The 18,865-nt window shown below is 62.1% G+C and carries 13 protein-coding genes and 4 tRNA genes; all 17 read right to left on the reverse strand.

Annotated elements, in window-relative coordinates:
- Positions 1-27 precede the first annotated feature (27 nt).
- Positions 28-4,272 (reverse strand): DNA-directed RNA polymerase subunit beta', encoded by a 4,245-nt coding sequence (gene rpoC, locus VCS63_RS02735; protein ID WP_042795895.1) that lies wholly within the window; start codon positions 4,270-4,272, stop codon positions 28-30.
- Positions 4,272-8,384, reverse strand: coding sequence for a DNA-directed RNA polymerase subunit beta (gene rpoB / locus VCS63_RS02740; protein WP_042795894.1), 4,113 nt, complete (start codon positions 8,382-8,384; stop codon positions 4,272-4,274). Before rpoB ends, rpoC begins: the two co-directional genes overlap by 1 nt.
- A gap of 164 nt (positions 8,385-8,548) precedes the next feature.
- A complete protein-coding gene (gene rplL / locus VCS63_RS02745; RefSeq protein ID WP_042795892.1) occupies positions 8,549-8,929 on the reverse strand; it encodes a 50S ribosomal protein L7/L12 in 381 nt (126 codons plus the stop codon).
- Positions 8,930-9,010: 81 nt separating this feature from the next.
- Positions 9,011-9,535 carry a 50S ribosomal protein L10 gene (gene rplJ, locus VCS63_RS02750; protein ID WP_063640506.1) on the reverse strand — a complete coding sequence of 175 codons (525 nt, stop codon included), beginning with the start codon at positions 9,533-9,535 and terminating at the stop codon, positions 9,011-9,013.
- A 249-nt stretch (positions 9,536-9,784) separates the two neighbouring features.
- Complete coding sequence (gene rplA / locus VCS63_RS02755) at positions 9,785-10,483, reverse strand: 50S ribosomal protein L1 (protein ID WP_042795891.1); 699 nt, start codon at positions 10,481-10,483, stop codon at positions 9,785-9,787.
- A 2-nt stretch (positions 10,484-10,485) separates the two neighbouring features.
- On the reverse strand, positions 10,486-10,917 hold the full coding sequence (gene rplK / locus VCS63_RS02760; RefSeq protein ID WP_042795890.1) for a 50S ribosomal protein L11: 432 nt from the start codon (positions 10,915-10,917) through the stop codon (positions 10,486-10,488).
- 65 nt (positions 10,918-10,982) lie between these two features.
- Positions 10,983-11,516, reverse strand: coding sequence for a transcription termination/antitermination protein NusG (gene nusG, locus VCS63_RS02765; RefSeq protein ID WP_006389586.1), 534 nt, complete (start codon positions 11,514-11,516; stop codon positions 10,983-10,985).
- Between the two features lie 9 nt (positions 11,517-11,525).
- Positions 11,526-11,906: a preprotein translocase subunit SecE gene (secE, locus tag VCS63_RS02770; RefSeq protein ID WP_006389585.1), complete on the reverse strand. Its 381-nt coding sequence runs from the start codon at positions 11,904-11,906 to the stop codon at positions 11,526-11,528.
- 64 nt (positions 11,907-11,970) lie between these two features.
- Positions 11,971-12,046: transfer RNA gene (locus VCS63_RS02775), tRNA-Trp, on the reverse strand.
- Positions 12,047-12,179: 133 nt separating this feature from the next.
- Entirely contained in the window at positions 12,180-13,370 is a 1,191-nt protein-coding gene (gene tuf, locus VCS63_RS02780; RefSeq protein ID WP_042795889.1) for an elongation factor Tu, read from the reverse strand.
- A 51-nt stretch (positions 13,371-13,421) separates the two neighbouring features.
- Positions 13,422-13,496, reverse strand: a tRNA-Thr gene (locus VCS63_RS02785).
- Positions 13,497-13,506: 10 nt separating this feature from the next.
- A tRNA-Gly gene (locus tag VCS63_RS02790) sits at positions 13,507-13,580 on the reverse strand.
- 147 nt (positions 13,581-13,727) lie between these two features.
- Positions 13,728-13,814 (reverse strand) — tRNA-Tyr (locus VCS63_RS02795).
- Positions 13,815-13,927: 113 nt separating this feature from the next.
- Positions 13,928-15,091, reverse strand: a complete 1,164-nt coding sequence (locus tag VCS63_RS02800; protein ID WP_063961632.1) for an iron-containing alcohol dehydrogenase — start codon at positions 15,089-15,091, stop codon at positions 13,928-13,930.
- A 24-nt stretch (positions 15,092-15,115) separates the two neighbouring features.
- Complete coding sequence (locus tag VCS63_RS02805) at positions 15,116-16,504, reverse strand: aldehyde dehydrogenase family protein (RefSeq protein WP_301879892.1); 1,389 nt, start codon at positions 16,502-16,504, stop codon at positions 15,116-15,118.
- Between the two features lie 31 nt (positions 16,505-16,535).
- Positions 16,536-17,921 carry a glutamine synthetase gene (locus tag VCS63_RS02810; RefSeq protein ID WP_323878300.1) on the reverse strand — a complete coding sequence of 462 codons (1,386 nt, stop codon included), beginning with the start codon at positions 17,919-17,921 and terminating at the stop codon, positions 16,536-16,538.
- Between the two features lie 57 nt (positions 17,922-17,978).
- A complete protein-coding gene (hisN, locus tag VCS63_RS02815) occupies positions 17,979-18,785 on the reverse strand; it encodes a histidinol-phosphatase (protein WP_323878303.1) in 807 nt (268 codons plus the stop codon).
- Between the last annotated feature and the right edge of the window lie 80 nt (positions 18,786-18,865).

Consider the following 18,865-nt stretch of genomic DNA (forward strand, 5'->3'; position numbering starts at 1 on the left):
CGCGGTATGCCTGCCAGGGGTTTCCGCTTATTCGGCGGAATCCTCGGTACCGGTGTCGGATGCCGGCGTTTCCGCGTCCGAACCCACCGTGACCGGTGCGTCTTCGAACGGGTTGGCCAGCTGGCGGGCGGCTTCGCGTTCCGCAGCCTCCAGCGCTTCCTTGTCCTTGCGGGCATGGTGGTACGCCAAGCCGGTACCCGCCGGAATCAGGCGGCCGACGATGACGTTTTCCTTCAAGCCGCGCAGGTCGTCGCGCTTGCCCATGATGGCGGCTTCGGTCAGGACCCGAGTGGTTTCCTGGAACGAAGCGGCCGAGATGAACGAATCGGTCGACAGCGAGGCCTTGGTGATGCCCAGCAGCACGTTTTCGTAGGAAGCCGGACGGCGATCCTCAGCCGTGACGCGGTCATTCTCGTTCAACAGCTCGGAGCGCTCGACCTGCTCGCCCGGGATGAACTCGGTATCGCCGGCGTCGACGATGTTCACGCGGCGCAGCATCTGGCGGACGATCACTTCAATGTGCTTGTCGTTGATCTTCACGCCCTGCAGACGGTAAACGTCCTGCACTTCGTCGACGATGTAGGTCGCGAGCTTCTCGATGCCTTGCAGGCGCAGGATGTCGTGGGGATCGGCCGGACCGTCCACGATCATTTCGCCCTTGTTCACCACTTGGCCGTCGTGCACCAGAACCTGCTTTTCCTTCGGAATCAGGAACTCGTGGCTCACGCCTTCCAGGTCAGTAATCACCAGACGCTGCTTGCCCTTGGTGTCCTTGCCGAACGACACCGTGCCGGTGACGTCGGCGAGCATGCCGGCATCCTTCGGCGAACGGGCTTCGAACAGCTCGGCCACGCGCGGCAGACCACCGGTAATGTCGCGGGTCTTTTGCGATTCTTGCGGAATACGCGCCAGAACTTCACCCACGGCAACCTGCTGGCCGTCGCGCACCGTGATCAGCGCGCCCACCGGGAACGAAATGTTCACCGAGTGATCGGTGCCGGCGATCTTGACGTCTTCGCCGTTCTCGTTGACCAGCTTGATCTGCGGACGCATGACGATCTTGCCGCCACGGGTCTTCGGCGTGATGACGACGAGCGTCGACAGGCCGGTGACTTCGTCGACCTGCTTGGCCACGGTCACGCCTTCTTCGATGTTCTCGAAGCGGACGGCGCCACCGTATTCCGACACGATCGGACGGGTCAGCGGATCCCACGTCGCCAGGCGCGCGCCAGCCTTCACGGCTTCGCCATCGCCCACCAGCACGGTCGCACCGTACGGGATCTTGTGGCGTTCGCGTTCGCGACCGTTGTCGTCGAAGATCGCCAGTTCGCCCGAGCGCGAAATCGCAACACGTTCACCCTTGGAGTTGGTGACGTAGCGCATCGTGCTGGCAAAGCCGACGGTACCGCTGGACTTGGTTTCCACCGCGCTGGCCAAGGCCGAACGCGACGCCGCGCCACCGATGTGGAACGTACGCATCGTGAGCTGCGTGCCCGGTTCACCGATGGACTGGGCGGCGATGACGCCGACCGCTTCGCCCTGGTTGACCGGCGTGCCGCGGCCGAGGTCACGACCATAGCAATGCGCGCACAGACCGTGGCGGGTTTCGCAAGTCAGCGGGGTACGGACCTTGACTTCGTCCACGCCGATGCGGTCGATGGTGTCGACCATGTCTTCGTCCAGCAGGGTGCCGGCGACGATGGCCGTTTCCTGCGTGTCCGGATTGACGATATCCACGGCAGCCACGCGGCCAAGGATACGGTCGCGCAACGGTTCGATGACTTCACCGCCTTCAACCAGGGCCTTCATGTTGTAGCCCTGCGAAGTGCCGCAATCGTCCTCGGTGATCACCAAGTCTTGCGTCACGTCGACCAGACGGCGGGTCAGGTAACCCGAGTTGGCGGTCTTCAGTGCCGTGTCGGCCAGACCCTTACGCGCGCCGTGAGTCGAGATGAAGTACTGGAGTACGTTCAGGCCTTCACGGAAGTTCGCGGTAATCGGCGTTTCGATAATGGAGCCGTCCGGCTTGGCCATCAGGCCGCGCATACCGGCCAGCTGGCGGATCTGGGCGGCCGAACCGCGGGCGCCCGAGTCAGCCATCATGTAGATGGAGTTGAACGATTCCTGGCGCACTTCCTCGCCGTGACGGTTGGTCACGGGCTCGGTGGCCAGTTGTTCCATCATCGCCTTGCCGACCTTGTCGCCGGCCTTGCCCCAAATGTCCACCACGTTGTTGTAGCGTTCCTGGGACGTGACCAGACCCGACGAGTACTGCTTGTCGATTTCCTTCACTTCGCGGCTGGCTTCGGCCAGGATGCCTTCCTTGGCGGTCGGGATCAGCATGTCGCCCATGGCGATGGAGATACCGCCGCGCGTGGCCAGGCGGAAGCCCGACTGCATCAGCTTGTCGGCGAAGATCACCGTGTCGCGCAGGCCGCAACGGCGGAACGACTGGTTGATCAGGCGCGAGATTTCCTTCTTCTTCAGCGCCTTGTTCAGCACCGTGAAGGGCAGGCCTTTGGGCAGGATTTCGGACAGCAGCGCGCGGCCGACCGTCGTCTCGTGACGACGGATCACCGGCTGCCATTCGCCGTTCTCGTCGCGCTCGTGCTCCTTCAGGCGCACGGTGATGCGCGATTGCAGCTCGACTTCACCGTTGTCGTAGGCGCGCTGCACCTCGGCCACGTCCATGAAGAAGATGCCTTCGCCGCGGCCGTTGATACGCTCGCGCGTCGTGTAGTACAGACCCAGCACGATGTCCTGGGACGGCACGATCGACGGTTCGCCGTTGGCGGGGAACAGCACGTTGTTGGAGGCCAGCATCAGCGTGCGGGCTTCCAGCTGGGCTTCCAGCGACAGCGGCACGTGGACAGCCATCTGGTCACCGTCGAAGTCGGCGTTGAACGCCGCGCAAACCAGCGGGTGCAGCTGGATGGCCTTGCCTTCGATCAGGACCGGCTCGAACGCCTGGATGCCCAAACGGTGCAGCGTGGGCGCACGGTTCAGCATGACCGGGTGTTCGCGGATGACTTCTTCCAGGATGTCCCAGACCACCGGCTCCTGGCTTTCCACGAGCTTCTTGGCAGCCTTGATGGTCGTGGCCAGGCCCATCATCTCCAGACGATTGAAGATGAACGGCTTGAACAGTTCCAGGGCCATCAGCTTGGGCAGGCCGCACTGGTGCAGCTTGAGCTGCGGACCCACCACGATGACCGAACGGCCCGAGTAGTCGACGCGCTTGCCCAGCAGGTTCTGACGGAAACGACCGCTCTTGCCCTTGATCATGTCGGCCAGCGACTTGAGCTGGCGCTTGTTGGCGCCCGTCATGGCCTTGCCGCGACGACCGTTGTCCAGCAGCGAGTCGACGGCTTCCTGCAGCATGCGCTTTTCGTTGCGCAGGATGATCTCCGGAGCCTTCAACTCCAACAGACGCTTCAAGCGGTTGTTGCGGTTGATGACGCGACGGTAGAGGTCGTTCAGGTCGGAGGTCGCGAAGCGGCCGCCGTCCAGCGGCACCAGCGGACGCAGGTCCGGCGGCAGCACGGGCAGCACTTCCATGACCATCCACTCGGCCTTGATGCCGGACTTCTGGAAGCCTTCCAGCACCTTCAGGCGCTTGGAGATCTTCTTGATCTTGGCTTCCGAGCTGGTGGCCTTCAGTTCGCCGCGCAGCGTTTCCACTTCGCGGTCGATGTCGATGGTGCGCAGCAGTTCGCGCACGGCCTCCGCACCCATCAGGGCACGGAAGTCGTCGCCGTACTCTTCGGTCTTGGCGAGGAAATCATCGTCCGACATGATCTGGCCGCGCTTGAGCGGCGTCATGCCGGGTTCGATCACGCACCAGGCTTCGAAGTACAGCACGCGTTCGATGTCACGCAGGGTCATGTCGAGCACCATGCCCAGACGCGACGGCAGGCTCTTCAGGAACCAGATGTGCGCGACGGGGCTGGCCAGCTCGATGTGGCCCATGCGTTCACGGCGAACCTTGGCGACGGTGACTTCCACGCCGCACTTTTCGCAGATCACGCCACGATGCTTCAGGCGCTTGTACTTGCCGCACAAGCATTCGTAGTCTTTGATCGGGCCAAAGATCTTGGAGCAGAACAGACCGTCGCGCTCAGGCTTGAACGTGCGGTAGTTGATGGTCTCGGGCTTGCGAACTTCGCCGTAAGACCACGAACGGATCTTCTCCGGCGAGGCGATGCCGATCTTGATGGCATCGAACTGCTCGTCTTGCGAGACTTGCTTAAAGAGGTCGAGTAGCGCTTTCATTAGTTACGCTCCAAATCCATGTCCAGGGCCAACGAGCGGATTTCCTTGACCAGCACGTTGAACGATTCCGGCATGCCGGCATCGATGACGTGATCGCCCTTGACGATGTTTTCGTATACCTTGGTACGGCCGGTGATGTCGTCGGACTTCACCGTCAGCATTTCCTGCAGGGTGTAAGCGGCGCCATAGGCTTCCAGCGCCCACACTTCCATTTCCCCGAAACGCTGACCGCCGAACTGCGCCTTGCCGCCCAGAGGCTGCTGGGTAACCAGCGAGTACGGGCCGGTCGAACGCGCGTGCATCTTGTCGTCGACCAAGTGGTGCAGCTTCAGGTAGTGCATGTAGCCGACCGTGACGGGACGCTCGAACTGCTCGCCGGTGCGGCCGTCATACAGCCAGGCCTGGGTACGCGACGGCGTCAGCGCCATGCGCTTGGCGACTTCGTCCGGGTAGGCCAGTTCCAGCATCTTGGTGATTTCCTCTTCGGTCGCGCCGTCGAAGACGGGCGTCGCGAACGGCACGCCGTTCTTGAGGTTCTGGGCCATTTCCATGACTTCGTCGTCGGTCAGCTCGTCGATGCGCGCGCCGGTGCCGGTCGTGTTGTAGACCTTGTCCAGGTAGGCGCGGACGTTCTTGACCTGCGCGGTGCGCTCGTCACGCAGCATATCGGCAATGCGGTGGCCCACGCCCTTGGCAGCCCAGCCCAAGTGCACTTCGAGCACCTGACCGACGTTCATCCGCGAGGGCACGCCCAGCGGGTTCAGAACGATGTCGGCCGGCGTGCCGTCAGCCATGTGCGGCATGTCTTCCACCGGGGTGATGCGCGAGACCACGCCCTTGTTGCCGTGACGGCCTGCCATCTTGTCGCCAGGCTGCAGACGACGCTTCACGGCCAGGTAGACCTTGATCATCTTCAGCACGCCCGGGGGCAGCTCGTCGCCTTGCGTCAGCTTCTTGCGCTTCTCTTCGAAGGCCAGGTCGAACTGGTGGCGCTTCTGCTCGAGCGATTCCTTGGCCTGCTCCAGCACGACAGCGTGCGGTTCGTCGGCCAGGCGAATGTCGAACCACTGCCAGCGGTCCAGATCGGCCAGGTAGGCCTTGGTGATCGTGGCGCCCTTGGCCAGCTTGCGCGGACCGCCGTTGACCGTCTTGTTGATCAGCATCTTTTCGATACGATCGAACTGGTCGTTTTCAACGATACGCAGCTGGTCGTTCAGGTCTTGGCGATAGCGGCGCAGTTCATCGTCGATGATGGACTGGGCGCGCTTGTCGCGCACGATGCCTTCGCGCGTGAACACCTGCACGTCGATCACGGTGCCGGTCATGCCCGAGGGCACGCGCAGCGAGGTGTCCTTAACGTCGGACGCCTTTTCACCGAAGATGGCGCGCAGCAGCTTTTCTTCCGGCGTCAGCTGGGTTTCGCCCTTGGGCGTGACCTTGCCGACCAGCACGTCGTCGGCGCTGACTTCGGCGCCAATGTACGTGATGCCCGAATCGTCCAGACGGTTCAGTTGCGTCTCGGCCAGGTTGCTGATGTCGCGGGTGATTTCTTCCGGACCCAGCTTGGTATCGCGAGCGACGACCGTCAGTTCCTCGATGTGGACCGAGGTATAGCGGTCATCCGCCACAACCTTTTCGGAGATCAGGATCGAGTCTTCGAAGTTGTAGCCGTTCCAGGGCATGAACGCGATCAGCATGTTCTGACCCAGGGCGAGTTCGCCCAGGTCGGTCGATGCGCCGTCAGCCAGCACGTCGCCCTTGGCGACGCGGTCGCCACGCTTGACGATGGGACGCTGGTTGATGTTCGTGTTCTGGTTGGAACGCGTGTACTTGATCAGGTTGTAGATGTCGACACCGACTTCGCCGGCGACGTTTTCTTCATCGTTCACGCGGATCACGACACGCTCGGCGTCGACGTGGTCGACCAGGCCGCCACGCAGCGCCTGCACGGTCGTACCCGAGTCAACAGCCACGGTGCGCTCGATGCCCGTACCCACGACCGGCTTTTCCGGACGCAGGCAAGGCACGGCCTGACGTTGCATGTTGGCGCCCATCAGTGCGCGGTTCGCGTCATCGTGCTCCAGGAACGGAATCAGCGAAGCAGCGACCGACACGATCTGCGACGGAGCAACGTCCATGTAGTGCACGTTGGCCGGGGCGGTCAGCATGGTTTCGCCGGCTTCACGGCAAGCAACCAGGTCGTCCACGAAGCGGCCTTCGTCGTCGAGCGCGGCGTTGGCCTGCGCGATGACGTAGTGGCTTTCTTCGATGGCCGACAGATAGTCGATCTGCTCGCTGACCTTGCCGTCGATGATCTTGCGGTAAGGCGTTTCCAGGAAGCCGTACTCGTTCAGGCGAGCGTACAGCGCCATGGAGTTGATCAGGCCGATGTTCGGGCCTTCCGGCGTTTCGATCGGGCAGACGCGGCCATAGTGGGTCGGGTGCACGTCACGGACTTCGAAGCCTGCGCGCTCGCGGGTCAGACCGCCCGGGCCCAGTGCGGAAACACGGCGCTTGTGCGTGATTTCCGACAGCGGGTTGGTCTGGTCCATGAACTGCGACAGCTGGCTCGAACCGAAGAACTCCTTGATCGCAGCCGAAATCGGCTTGGAGTTGATCAGGTCGTGCGGCATCAGGTTTTCGGTCTCGGCCTGGCCCAGACGTTCCTTGACGGCGCGCTCCACGCGCACGAGGCCGGCGCGGAACTGGTTCTCGGCCAGTTCGCCGACGCAACGCACGCGGCGGTTGCCCAGGTGATCGATGTCGTCGATCTGGCCACGGCCGTTACGCAGCTCGACCAACACCTTGATGGTTTCAAGGATGTCTTCGTTGGTCAGCGTCATCGGGCCGGTGATGTCTTCACCACGGCCCAGACGGCTGTTGACCTTCATGCGGCCGACGCGCGACAGATCGTACGTTTCTTCGCTGTAGAAGAGACGCTGGAACAGCGCTTCCACCGCTTCTTCGGTGGGCGGCTCGCCGGGGCGCATCATGCGGTAGATGGCGACGCGAGCGGCCATCTGGTCGGCGGTTTCGTCGGTGCGCAGCGTCTGCGAGATGTACGGGCCGCGGTCCAGGTCGTTCGTGTAGAGGGCCTGGATGTCGTGCACGTTGGCGGCGCGCAGGGCGCCCAGCACGCTTTCCGTGATTTCGTCGTTCGCGTTGGCGATGACTTCACCGGTGTCCGGGTCGACGATGTTCTTGGCCAGCACGCGGCCGTACAGGAAGTCTTCCGGCACGGAGATGCGCTGGATGCCACCGGCAGCCAGGTCGCGCAGATGCTTGGCGTTGATGCGCTTGTCCTTCTCGACGACGACCTTGCCGCTGCGGTCGGTGATGTCGAAACGGGCCATTTCGCCCTTCCAGCGCTCCGGCACGAATTCCATCATCGCGCCTTCGCTCTTCAATTCGAAGTTATCGAAGTCGAAGAAGTTGGCGAGGATCGATTCGGGCGTCATGCCGATGGCCTTGCACAGGATCGTGACGGGCATCTTGCGGCGACGGTCGACGCGGAAGAACAGGATGTCCTTCGGGTCGAATTCGAAGTCCAGCCACGAGCCGCGGTAAGGAATCACGCGGGCCGAGAACAGGAGCTTGCCGGAGCTGTGGGTCTTGCCGCGGTCGTGCTCGAAGAACACGCCAGGCGAGCGGTGCAGCTGCGAAACGATGACACGTTCGGTGCCGTTGATGACAAAGGAACCGGTGCCGGTCATGAGCGGAATCTCGCCCATGTAGACTTCCTGTTCCTTCACTTCCTTCACGGTGGGCTTGCTGACTTCGCGGTCAAGCAGCACCAGGCGGACCTTGGCTCGCAGGGGCGAGGCATAGGTCAAGCCACGTTGCTGACATTCCTTGACATCGAACACCGGTTCGCCGAGCACATAGCTCACGAACTCCAAGCGCGCCATACCGTTGTGACTAACGATCGGGAAAATCGACGAGAACGCCGCCTGCAAACCGTCGGCTACGCGATCGGACGGGGCGGTATCCGCCTGCAGGAAAGTTAGGTAGGATTGAAGCTGTGTCGCCAACAGGAAGGGAACGTTTTGAACGTCTTCACGCTTGGCGAAGCTTTTGCGGATGCGCTTTTTTTCGGTGTACGAGTAAGGCATGAGCACTCCGACTCGAGGTTGCATGGGCCGTCAACCACGGCCCCAGGTGATACGACTCCAGGAAACCCCCCTGTGAAAGGGCATGCCCCCAGTAGGGGTTTCCTGGAAACGCAAAAGCCCGGGGACTGCAAACCGCGCTGTCCCCGGGCAAGTTGACGCAGGTCTTACTTGACTTCGACCTTGGCGCCAGCTTCTTCCAGCTTCTTCTTGGCGGCTTCGGCGTCAGCCTTGGCCACAGCTTCCTTGACGGGCTTCGGAGCGCCGTCGACCAGGTCCTTGGCTTCCTTCAGACCCAGACCGGTCAGCTCGCGCACGGCCTTGATGACGCTAACCTTGTTCGCGCCGGCGTCGGTCAGGACGACGGTGAACTCGGTTTGCTCTTCAGCGGCGGCGGCAGCGCCACCAGCGGCGGGAGCAGCGACAGCGACAGCGGCGGCAGCAGCCGACACGCCGAACTTCTCTTCCATTTCCTTGATCAGCTCGGACAGCTCGAGCACGGTCATGCCAGCGATGGCGTCAAGGATTTCAGCTTTGTTAAGTGCCATTTTTCAGAACTCCAAATATTTTGGTAATGCCAGGGTTTGGGTGTCGCTCGGTCGTTCAGCGAATTCCGTGAAGGCAGGCGATTAAGCCGCGGCCTTCTGGTCGCGCACGGCGGCGAGGCCACGGGCGAACTTGGTCGGAACTTCGTTGAGCGTACGCACGAATTGCGCGATGGGGGCTTGCATGGTGCCCAGCAGTTTCGACAGCAACTCTTCGCGCGAGGGCATGGTGGCCAGGGCCTTCACGCCGTCTTGGGTCAACAGGCTGTTGGGCAGCGAGCCCGCCTTGATGACCAGCTTGTCGTTGCTCTTCGCGAAACCTGCGAGGACCTTGGCCGCCGCGACCGGATCAGCGCTGATACCATAGATCAGCGGACCAGTCAGTTGCTCGGCCAACGGCTCGAAAGCCGTGCCGGCAACAGCACGACGGGCCAGCGAGTTCTTCAGAACACGCAGATACACGCCCGATTCACGCGCAGTTTTGCGCAGTACGGTGACAGAGGCGACGTCCAGACCACGGTACTCAGCGATAACAATCGATTGGGCCTTGGCAACTTCTGCCGAGACTTCCTCGATCACCACCGCTTTCTCTTGACGATTGAGACTCACGGTTTGAACACTCCATCAAAAGACGCCTGGGGCCTGAGCCTTGCGCGTCAACCGAATGCGGCGCCTGGTCGAGTTCTTCGTATAAAGAAATCTTCCTGGGGACGCCGTCTACGCTGGATCCGAACCTTACGGGCTTCGGGATTAAGCGGAGTGGCTCGATACAGCTTGAACCACCCTGCTCCAGCGGTCTTTGACAGCAACATCCGGAGGAATCCGGATGCAGCCCAAAGTACGTTTACAGCTATCGGCTTAGTTGGCCGACAGCGAGGCAATTTCCACGCGAGCACCGCCGCCCATCGTGGACGAAACGGCCAGCTTGCGCAGGTAAATGCCCTTGGCAGCTGCGGGACGAGCCTTTTGCAGGGCGTCGACCAGAGCGGCCAGGTTGTTTTGCAGCTGTTCCACGCCGAACGACGCGCGGCCGATCGTTGCGTGGATGATGCCAGCCTTGTCGGTACGGTACTGAACCTGACCGGCCTTGGCGTTCTTGACAGCGGTGGCGACGTCAGGCGTCACGGTGCCGACCTTCGGGTTCGGCATCAGGCCACGCGGACCCAGGATCTGACCCAGGGCACCCACGACACGCATCGTGTCGGGCGAGGCGATGACCACGTCGAAGTCCATCTGACCGGCCTTGATCTGGTCAGCCAGGTCGTCCAGACCGACGATGTCGGCGCCAGCGGCCTTGGCGGCTTCAGCCTTGTCGCCTTGGGCGAACACAGCCACGCGGACCGTCTTGCCGGTGCCGGCGGGCAGCACGACCGAACCGCGGACCAGTTGGTCCGACTTCTTCGGGTCGATGCCGAGCTGCACGGCCACGTCGATGGATTCATCGAACTTGGCAACAGCGGTTTCCTTGACCAGGGTCAGGGCTTCGGCGACCGGGTACAGCTTGGTGCGGTCGATCTTCTGAGCAATGGCGGCGGCGCGCTTGGACAGTTTTGCCATGATTAGATCCCCTCAACCGTGATGCCCATGCTGCGGGCGCTACCAGCGATCGTACGCACAGCGGCGTCCAGATCGGCGGCGGTCAGATCGGGGCCCTTGGCCTTGGCGATCTCTTCAGCTTGAGCGCGGGTCAGCGTGCCGACCTTGTCGGTATGCGGCTTGGACGAACCCTTTTGCACGCCGGCGGCCTTCTTGATCAGGACCGTCGCGGGCGGGGTCTTCATCACGAAGGTGAAGCTCTTGTCGGCGAAGGCGGTGATCACCACCGGAATCGGCAGACCAGGCTCCATGCCTTGGGTCTTGGCGTTGAACGCCTTGCAGAATTCCATGATGTTCAGGCCACGCTGACCCAGGGCCGGGCCAATCGGGGGGGAGGGGTTAGCCTTACCAGCCGGCACTTGCAGCTTGATAAAGCCGACGATCTTCTTCGCCATGCTTTGCTCCTTGCGGGTTATATCGCTCCTGGGCGTTCAGGCCTGGGAGCTCCCCGGGGTTGAAATTAGGTCTTTTCGACCTGACTGAAATCGAGTTCGACGGGCGTGGCGCGACCAAAAATGGTGACAGACACGCGCACCTTGCTCTTTTCGTAGTTGACTTCTTCGACGTTGCCGTTGAAGTCTGCAAACGGACCTTCCTTGACCCGAACCATCTCGCCCACTTCGAACAGGATCTTGGGGCGGGGTTTCTCGACACCCTCTTCCATCTGGGAGAGGATCTTCTCGACTTCCTTTTCGGAAATCGGGGTCGGACGGTTGCCCGAGCCACCCAAAAAACCGGTGACGCGGTTGGTGTTCTTGACCAGGTGCCACGTTTCGTCGGTCAGGTCCATTTCAACCAGGACATAACCGGGGAAAATGCGGCGCTCGGTGATCGACTTCTGACCGCCCTTGACCTCGACGACTTCCTCGGAGGGCACAAGAATGCGGCCAAAAGACGTTTGCAGGCCTGCGCGCTCGATGCGCTCGTTCAGGGCCTTGTGTACGCTTTTTTCCATGCCGGAGTACACATGGACGACATACCAACGCTTACTCATTCGCCGTCCTTATTTCCAGCCCAACAACAGGCCGTAGAGAATCCATTCGATGCCCTTGTCGAGCACCCACATGAAAATGCCCATGACCGCCACAAACGCGAAAACGATACCCGTCATCTGGGTCGTTTCCTTGCGCGTGGGCCAAGAGACACGCTTGACTTCGTTGTAGGACTCGCTGGCGAAGCTCAGGGTGCGGCGGCCAGGTTCGCTGAACCAGGCGATCACGGCTGCGATCACAAGGCCGCCGACGAATACGCCGATACGTGCAGGCATCGGTTGCGCGCTGAGCACGGAGAACCCGACGATGCCAGCAATAACGACAAGAACCGCCAGCCCGAGCTTCACCCGGTCGGCGGTACTGGTTACGGTTTCTACGCTGGTATTAGACATATTGCGACGCGAGCCGCCGTGAATGCGTAACTCGCGATGATCTCCCGCGGGTTTATCCTGGCGGTGGCAGGGGCAGTAGGAATCGAACCTACAACCTTCGGTTTTGGAGACCGACGCTCTGCCAATTGAGCTATGCCCCTAAAACACTACACTTGCACTACACAGCTGCTTCCGCGCGACATGCAACAACTCGCGGAACCATACATCATACTACTTTTACGACAAAGATGGATAGAGGGACTTTAAAGTCCACTCTACCCATCCGGGTATTGCTTACTTCAGGATCTTGGCGACGACGCCGGCGCCGACGGTACGACCGCCTTCACGGATGGCGAAACGCAGACCTTCTTCCATGGCGATGGGGGCCAGCAGCTTGACGGTCATCGTCACGTTGTCGCCCGGCAGAACCATTTCCTTGTCGGCCGGCAGGTCGATCGTGCCCGTCACGTCCGTCGTGCGGAAGTAGAACTGGGGACGATAGCCGTTGAAGAACGGGGTGTGGCGGCCGCCTTCTTCCTTGGACAGGATGTACACCTCGGACGTGAAGTCCGTGTGCGGGGTGATCGAGCCCGGCTTGGCCAGAACTTGGCCGCGCTGGACGTCTTCACGCTTGGTGCCGCGCAGCAGGATGCCCACGTTGTCGCCGGCTTGACCTTGGTCCAGCAGCTTGCGGAACATTTCCACGCCGGTGCAGGTCGTCTTGACCGTCGGAGCGATACCGACGATTTCGATTTCTTCGCCGACCTTGATCACGCCGCGTTCGATACGGCCGGTCACCACGGTGCCGCGACCCGAGATCGAGAACACGTCTTCGACGGGCATCAGGAACGCGCCGTCAACCGCGCGCTCAGGCGTCGGGATGTAGGTGTCCAGAGCTTGGGCCAGCGACAGGATGGCCTGTTCGCCCAGTTCGCCCTTGTCGCCTTCCAGCGCCAGCTTGGCCGAACCCTTCACGATCGGGGTGTCGTCGCCCGGGAAGTCGTACTTCGACAGCAGTTCGCGAACTTCCATTTCCACCAGCTCGAGCAGCTCGGCGTCGTCAACCATGTCAGCCTTGTTCAGGAAGACGATGATGTACGGCACGCCAACCTGGCGCGACAGCAGGATGTGTTCGCGGGTTTGCGGCATCGGACCGTCAGCGGCCGACACGACCAGGATCGCGCCGTCCATCTGGGCGGCGCCCGTGATCATGTTCTTGACGTAGTCAGCGTGGCCCGGGCAGTCAACGTGCGCGTAGTGACGCGTTTCCGTTTCGTACTCGACGTGCGCGGTGTTGATGGTGATGCCGCGTGCCTTTTCTTCAGGAGCTGCATCGATCTGGTCGTAGCCCTTGGCTTCGCCGCCGAACTTGGTCGACAGAACGGTCGTGATGGCCGCCGTCAACGTCGTTTTGCCGTGGTCAACGTGACCAATCGTACCCACGTTCACGTGCGGCTTGGTACGTTCAAACTTGCCTTTTGCCATGGCTGACTCCTGACCTGGATTGCGCTTCTGACTGAAGAAAAGAGAAATTAGTGGTGCCCATGGCGCGGATCGAACGCGCGACCTCTCCCTTACCAAGGGAGTGCTCTACCACTGAGCCACATGGGCAAATAAATCTTGGAGCGGGTGAAGGGAATCGAACCCTCGTCGTAAGCTTGGAAGGCTTCTGCTCTACCATTGAGCTACACCCGCGGCATACCCTTTCACCTTCTCTTTCCCAAACCTTTTTCAACCTGAAGCCTTGAGCACATTACGGCCTTCTTTGCGAAGGTTGCTCAGCGCTTTGAGCTTCACATTGTAAATCCAGGCCAACCGCGCCTGGATTTAGGTATGGGTCTCTGGTGGAGGAGGTTGGATTCGAACCAACGTAGGCGCAAGGCCAACAGATTTACAGTCTGCCCCCTTTAACCACTCGGGCACTCCTCCAGCGGAGAATTCGAGATTATGAACACTTTCAAATCCGCTGTCAAACGCTTCGGACGAAATATTCAAAATTCTTCTTCAACCACCGCTGCGTTTCCACGCAGAGGGGGCGAAGCTTACAGGTTTCCGCGAATTGCTGCACGGAAAAGATTGGAATACTGCTCCGGCGTGTAGTTGACGGGGTTGCTGCCGGCGGATGGATCCTCGGCAGCCATGCGCCCTACCCGCTCGGCCTGCGCATCATCGATGCCGATTTCCGCCAGTGTGTGGGGGATGCCCAGCGTCTCACGCAGGCGCAACACCCAATCCAGTACCGCGGCCGGCCCGGGTTCCGGCAGGTCCAGATAGCGCGCCAGCGCCTCCAGTCTCGGCGCTACCGCATGCTGATTGGCCTTCAGGACATAGGGCATGAGGATGGCGTTCAGCGTGCCGTGATGCGCGTCGTACAGCGCCCCCAATGGATGCGCCAACGCGTGCATGGCACCCAACCCGCGCTGGAATGCGGTCGCGCCCATGCTGGACGCCACCAGCATCTGAAGCCGCGCCTGCAGATCGCCGCCGTTGACCACCGCTTGAGGCAGATATTCCTTTACCAGGCGCATGCCTTCGATCGCAATGCCCGCCGCCATGGGATGGAAGAACGGCGAACAATAGGCCTCCAGATTGTGCGACAGCGCGTCCATGCCAGTCGCGGCGGTGATCTTCGGCGGCAGGCCCACCGTCAGTTCTGGGTCCAGGATCACGACGGCGGGCAACATGCGTGCGTGAAAGATGATGCGCTTGACCTCGGCGGCCTCGTCGGTGATGACGGAGGCGCGCCCCACCTCGGAGCCCGTGCCCGCAGTGGTTGGCACCGCCACCACCGGCGCCATGCCGGCCACGTCGACCCGCAGGTAGTTGTCGCCGATATCCTCGAAATCCCACAGGGGCCGCGATTGTCCCGCCATCAGCGCGATGGCTTTGGCGGCGTCCAGCGCAGAGCCGCCGCCGAAGGCGATCACGCCATCATGCCGACCCTGGCGGTACGCCGCCACGCCGTCTTCGACATTACGGCCCGTAGGATTGCCTTTGATCTCGTGAAATATGCCGCATTCCTGGCCTGCATCCCGACATGCCTGCACCGCACCCGCCACCATGGGCAAGGCCGCCAGCCCCGGATCCGTCACAAGCAATGGACGCGCCATGCCGAGGCCGCGGCAGAGTTCGGGCAGTTCCTTGATGCGGCCGGGGCCGGCCTTGATGGCGGTGGGGTAGTTCCAATTGACGCTGGGCACAGTCATGGTTCGTTTCCTGAAGGCGTCGTGTCAGACGCTGCGCAGATGAAAGGATTTGGCTTGCGTAAGCTGTTCGTAGCCGACCACGGACAGCGACACGCCGCGGCCGGAATTCTTCACGCCGGTCCAGGCCAGCGCGGGATCGAGATAGTCGCAGCGATTCATGAAAAACGTGCCGGTACGAACCTGCCGGCCAATGTGCAACGCCGCTTCCTCGTCCTGGGTAAACGCTGCCGCCGTCAAGCCGTAGGGGCTATCGTTCATCAGGCCTATGGCTTCCTCGTCGCTATCGACGGCCATGATGCCAACGACGGGTCCAAAGCACTCGTCGCTCATGATGCGCATGCGGTGATCGACATCCGTCAACAACGCAGGGGCTACATAAGGCGAGCCTTTGCTCGCTTCTTTGAAATATGATGGATCAATCATATTTCTGGCGCCGGCCGAAAGCGCTTCGTCGACGATTCCGCGAATTTCGGCGGCGGCCTTGGCCCGCACGACGGGACCCAGCGTGGTCTCTGCGTTCAGTGGGTTTCCCAGAACGTAGCTGCGCGTCAGTTCCGCGGCACGCTCGACAAACTCGTCATACCGGACGCGCGCCACGTAGATGCGCTGGATGCCGCAGCAGGATTGGCCCGAATTGAAGAATGCCCCATCCACCAGGGTTTCGACCGCATGATCGATCTTGGCGTCCTCCCGCACATAAGCGGGGTCGTTGCCGCCGAGCTCCAGGCCCGCGCCGATGAAGCGTCCTGCCGCGCTTTCTTCCACGGCATGGCCTGCGCGCACGGAGCCGGTGAACGAGACGTAGCCGATCTCGGGCGCGCGTATCAGGCGATGCACGATCCCATGGTTGGCGTGCAGATACTGGAATACGCCCTTGGGCGCCCCCGCTTCCCGAAACGCGCGTTCGATGAGTTCGGCGCAAAGAGGGGTCTGGTCGGAATGTTTTAGGATGACGGCATTTCCAGCCATCAGCGCCGGCACGATACTGTTCACCGCGGTCAACAAGGGATAGTTCCACGGCGCTATCGTCAGGGCGACGCCGATCGGTTCGCGGCTGATGAAGCGTGTGAATCCTGCCTGGGCCGGTACCTGGATGGGAGCCAGCGCCTCTGCCGCGATCCCAATCATGTGGCGCGCACGCGTCTCGAAGCCCCCGACCTCGCCGGGCGTGTAGCGCAATGGTCGGCCCATCTGGATGGTGATGGCGCGCGCAATCTCATCCTTCGCGGCGACGAAGCGGTCCACCGCCGCGGACACGATGCGACCTCGCTCCTCGACGCCCAACGCCTGCCACGCGGGCTGCGCGGCCTGGGCGTCGGCGAGCGCCTGCGCGATCTGCGCCTCGCTGGCATAGGGGCGGCGCACGACCTCGCGCCCGTCGATGGGACTGATGGTGATGAGTTCCTGGGTCATGTCTGTCCTGCGCAAGCGTAGTGGATCGGGTTCAGATGATTTCGAAATAGCGCGCCAGTTCCCAGTCGGTCACGTGCCGCCGGAATTGCCGCTCTTCCCACTCGCGCGTGGCCGCGAAATGTTCGACGAAAGCATTGCCGAACAAATGGCGCGCGGCCTCGGACTCGCGCAGCCGCTGCGCCGATTCCCACAACGTGTTGGGCAAGCGCAAATGCGCCGGAAACTGCTGCGTGTAGGCATTTCCTTGCACCATGGGTTCGGGCGCCAGACCTTGTTCGATGCCGTACAGCCCGGAAGCCAGTGCGGCGGACAAAGCCAGATAGGGATTGGCATCGGCCGAGCCGATCCGCACTTCCACGCGTTGCGATTTGTCGCTGCCGGGAATCAACCTCAAGGCGGTGGTGCGGTTTTCCATGCCCCAGGTGGCATCAAGCGGCGCCCAATACCCAGGCACGAGGCGCGAATAGCTGTTGATGGTCTGCGCATACATGGCCATGAACTCGGGCAGATAGCGCTGCACGCCGGCCATGAAGGAGGCTTGGATCGCGCTCATTCCATGCGGCTGCGACTCGTCGTAAAAGGCAGAACGATTGGTCTTCCGGTCACGCAAAGAAAGGTGGATGTGCCCGCTCTGGCCGGGATGGTCGTGCGACCATTTCGCCATGAAGGTCGCCATCAGCCCGTTCTGCTGCGCCAGCGCCTTGGTGAAGGTCTTGAAGAGGAAAGCCTTGTCGCCCGCAGCAGCAGCCAGGTCCACCGCCAGGGCGGCTTCCAGCACGCCGGGCCCCGTCTCGGTGTGCAGGCCTTCGATGGGCATGTCCATGCGTTCGCACATGTCCAGCAGCTTGCGGTAGAAATCACCTTCTACCGTGCTGCGCAGCACGGAGTAGCCGAAGTTTCCCGGCGTCCAGTTCTCCATGTTGCGATAGTTCTTGGCACGCACGGAATGCGGCGTTTCGCGGAACATGAAGAACTCGTATTCAAGCGCAGCGTAGACGTCGTAGCCCATGCCGGCGGCGCGATCCAGGGTTCGGTGCAGCAGCCGGCGCGGACAGATGGCGCCCGCATCGCCTTCAAATTCCGCGAGGAACAGCAGCATGTCCTCGCCGCCCGGCCCCTGCTCCAGCGGCAATCGGCGGCCACTTTGCGGAATGATCCTGAGCTTGGCATCGGGATAAGCGGTGTGCCAGCCCGTGTACTTCGTGTTGTCGTAAAGCTGGTCGTCCAGGTCCCAGCCGAACACCACGTCGCAGAACGCCAGCCCTGAACGCAGCGCGCCCAGGAATTTGTCGCGCCGCAAGTATTTGCCCAACATGACGCCATCGACGTCGGACAAGCCTACTTTGATGTGCGAGAGCTGGCTGGCTTGCACCAGCCGCTCCGCGTCTTCCACCGTTGCTACCCCTAGTGCATGCATGCTCGTTCACCCTGTGACTGAAGCGTTGCGTTGACCTGCGGGCGGGCGGCGCGGCGTTCAGGTCATGGCCGCCCCCAGCACCCGCATCGCCTGGCGATGCAACTGCGGCGTGGCGGCCGCGACGACGCGGCCCTGCGATTCGAGGCCTAGCGGCTGCCCCGACCAATCAGTAATGACGCCACCAGCCCCTTCGATCACGGGCATCAGCGCCAGATAGTCATACGGCTGCAGCCCGGACTCGACCACCAGATCGACATGCCCGCTGGCCAGCAGGCCGTAGCTGTAGCAATCGCCACCGTAACGGCGCATGCGCGCAGCCTGTGTCAACGCGTCGAAGGCGGCCAACTCCGCGCCGGCAAAAATGTCCGGCGAGGTGGCATACAGAATGGCCTGGCGCAGTTCCGTGCACGTGCTTGCGCGACAGCTTGCGCCGTTCAACTGGGCCGAGGCGCCGGCCACGCCAACCCAGCGCTCGTCCAGCATGGGCACGTCGATCACGCCGAGCACGGGTCTGCCCCGATGCAACAACGCCAATAGCGTGCCCCACAGCGGATTGCCGGAAATGAAAGCCCGGGTGCCGTCGATGGGATCCAGCGACCACACCAGCTCGGCCTCGGCATGCGAGACGCCGAATTCTTCGCCGAAGATGCCGTGGTCCGGATACTGCTGGCCGATAGCCTCACGCAAGGCGGCCTCTACCTCCCGATCCGCCTGCGTGACGGGGCTCTCGTCGGCTTTGGTGTCGACGGCCAGCGGATGCCGGAACCACGTGCGCGACAAGGGACGCACACGGTCCGCCAGCGCCTGGGCGAACGAGGAGTACGCGGCCAGCTGCTGCTCGGATAACGGCGGTGAAGTTTGCATCGATGAGCTCCAGGCGTGGCGCGGGGAGATGCGCCTACGCCAAAAAAACCCTTGAATACTGGTTTTTCCAGTCTAGACAC

It is taken from the genome of Achromobacter sp. D10 (assembly GCF_035282245.1).
Lineage (GTDB): Bacteria > Pseudomonadota > Gammaproteobacteria > Burkholderiales > Burkholderiaceae_B > Achromobacter > Achromobacter insolitus.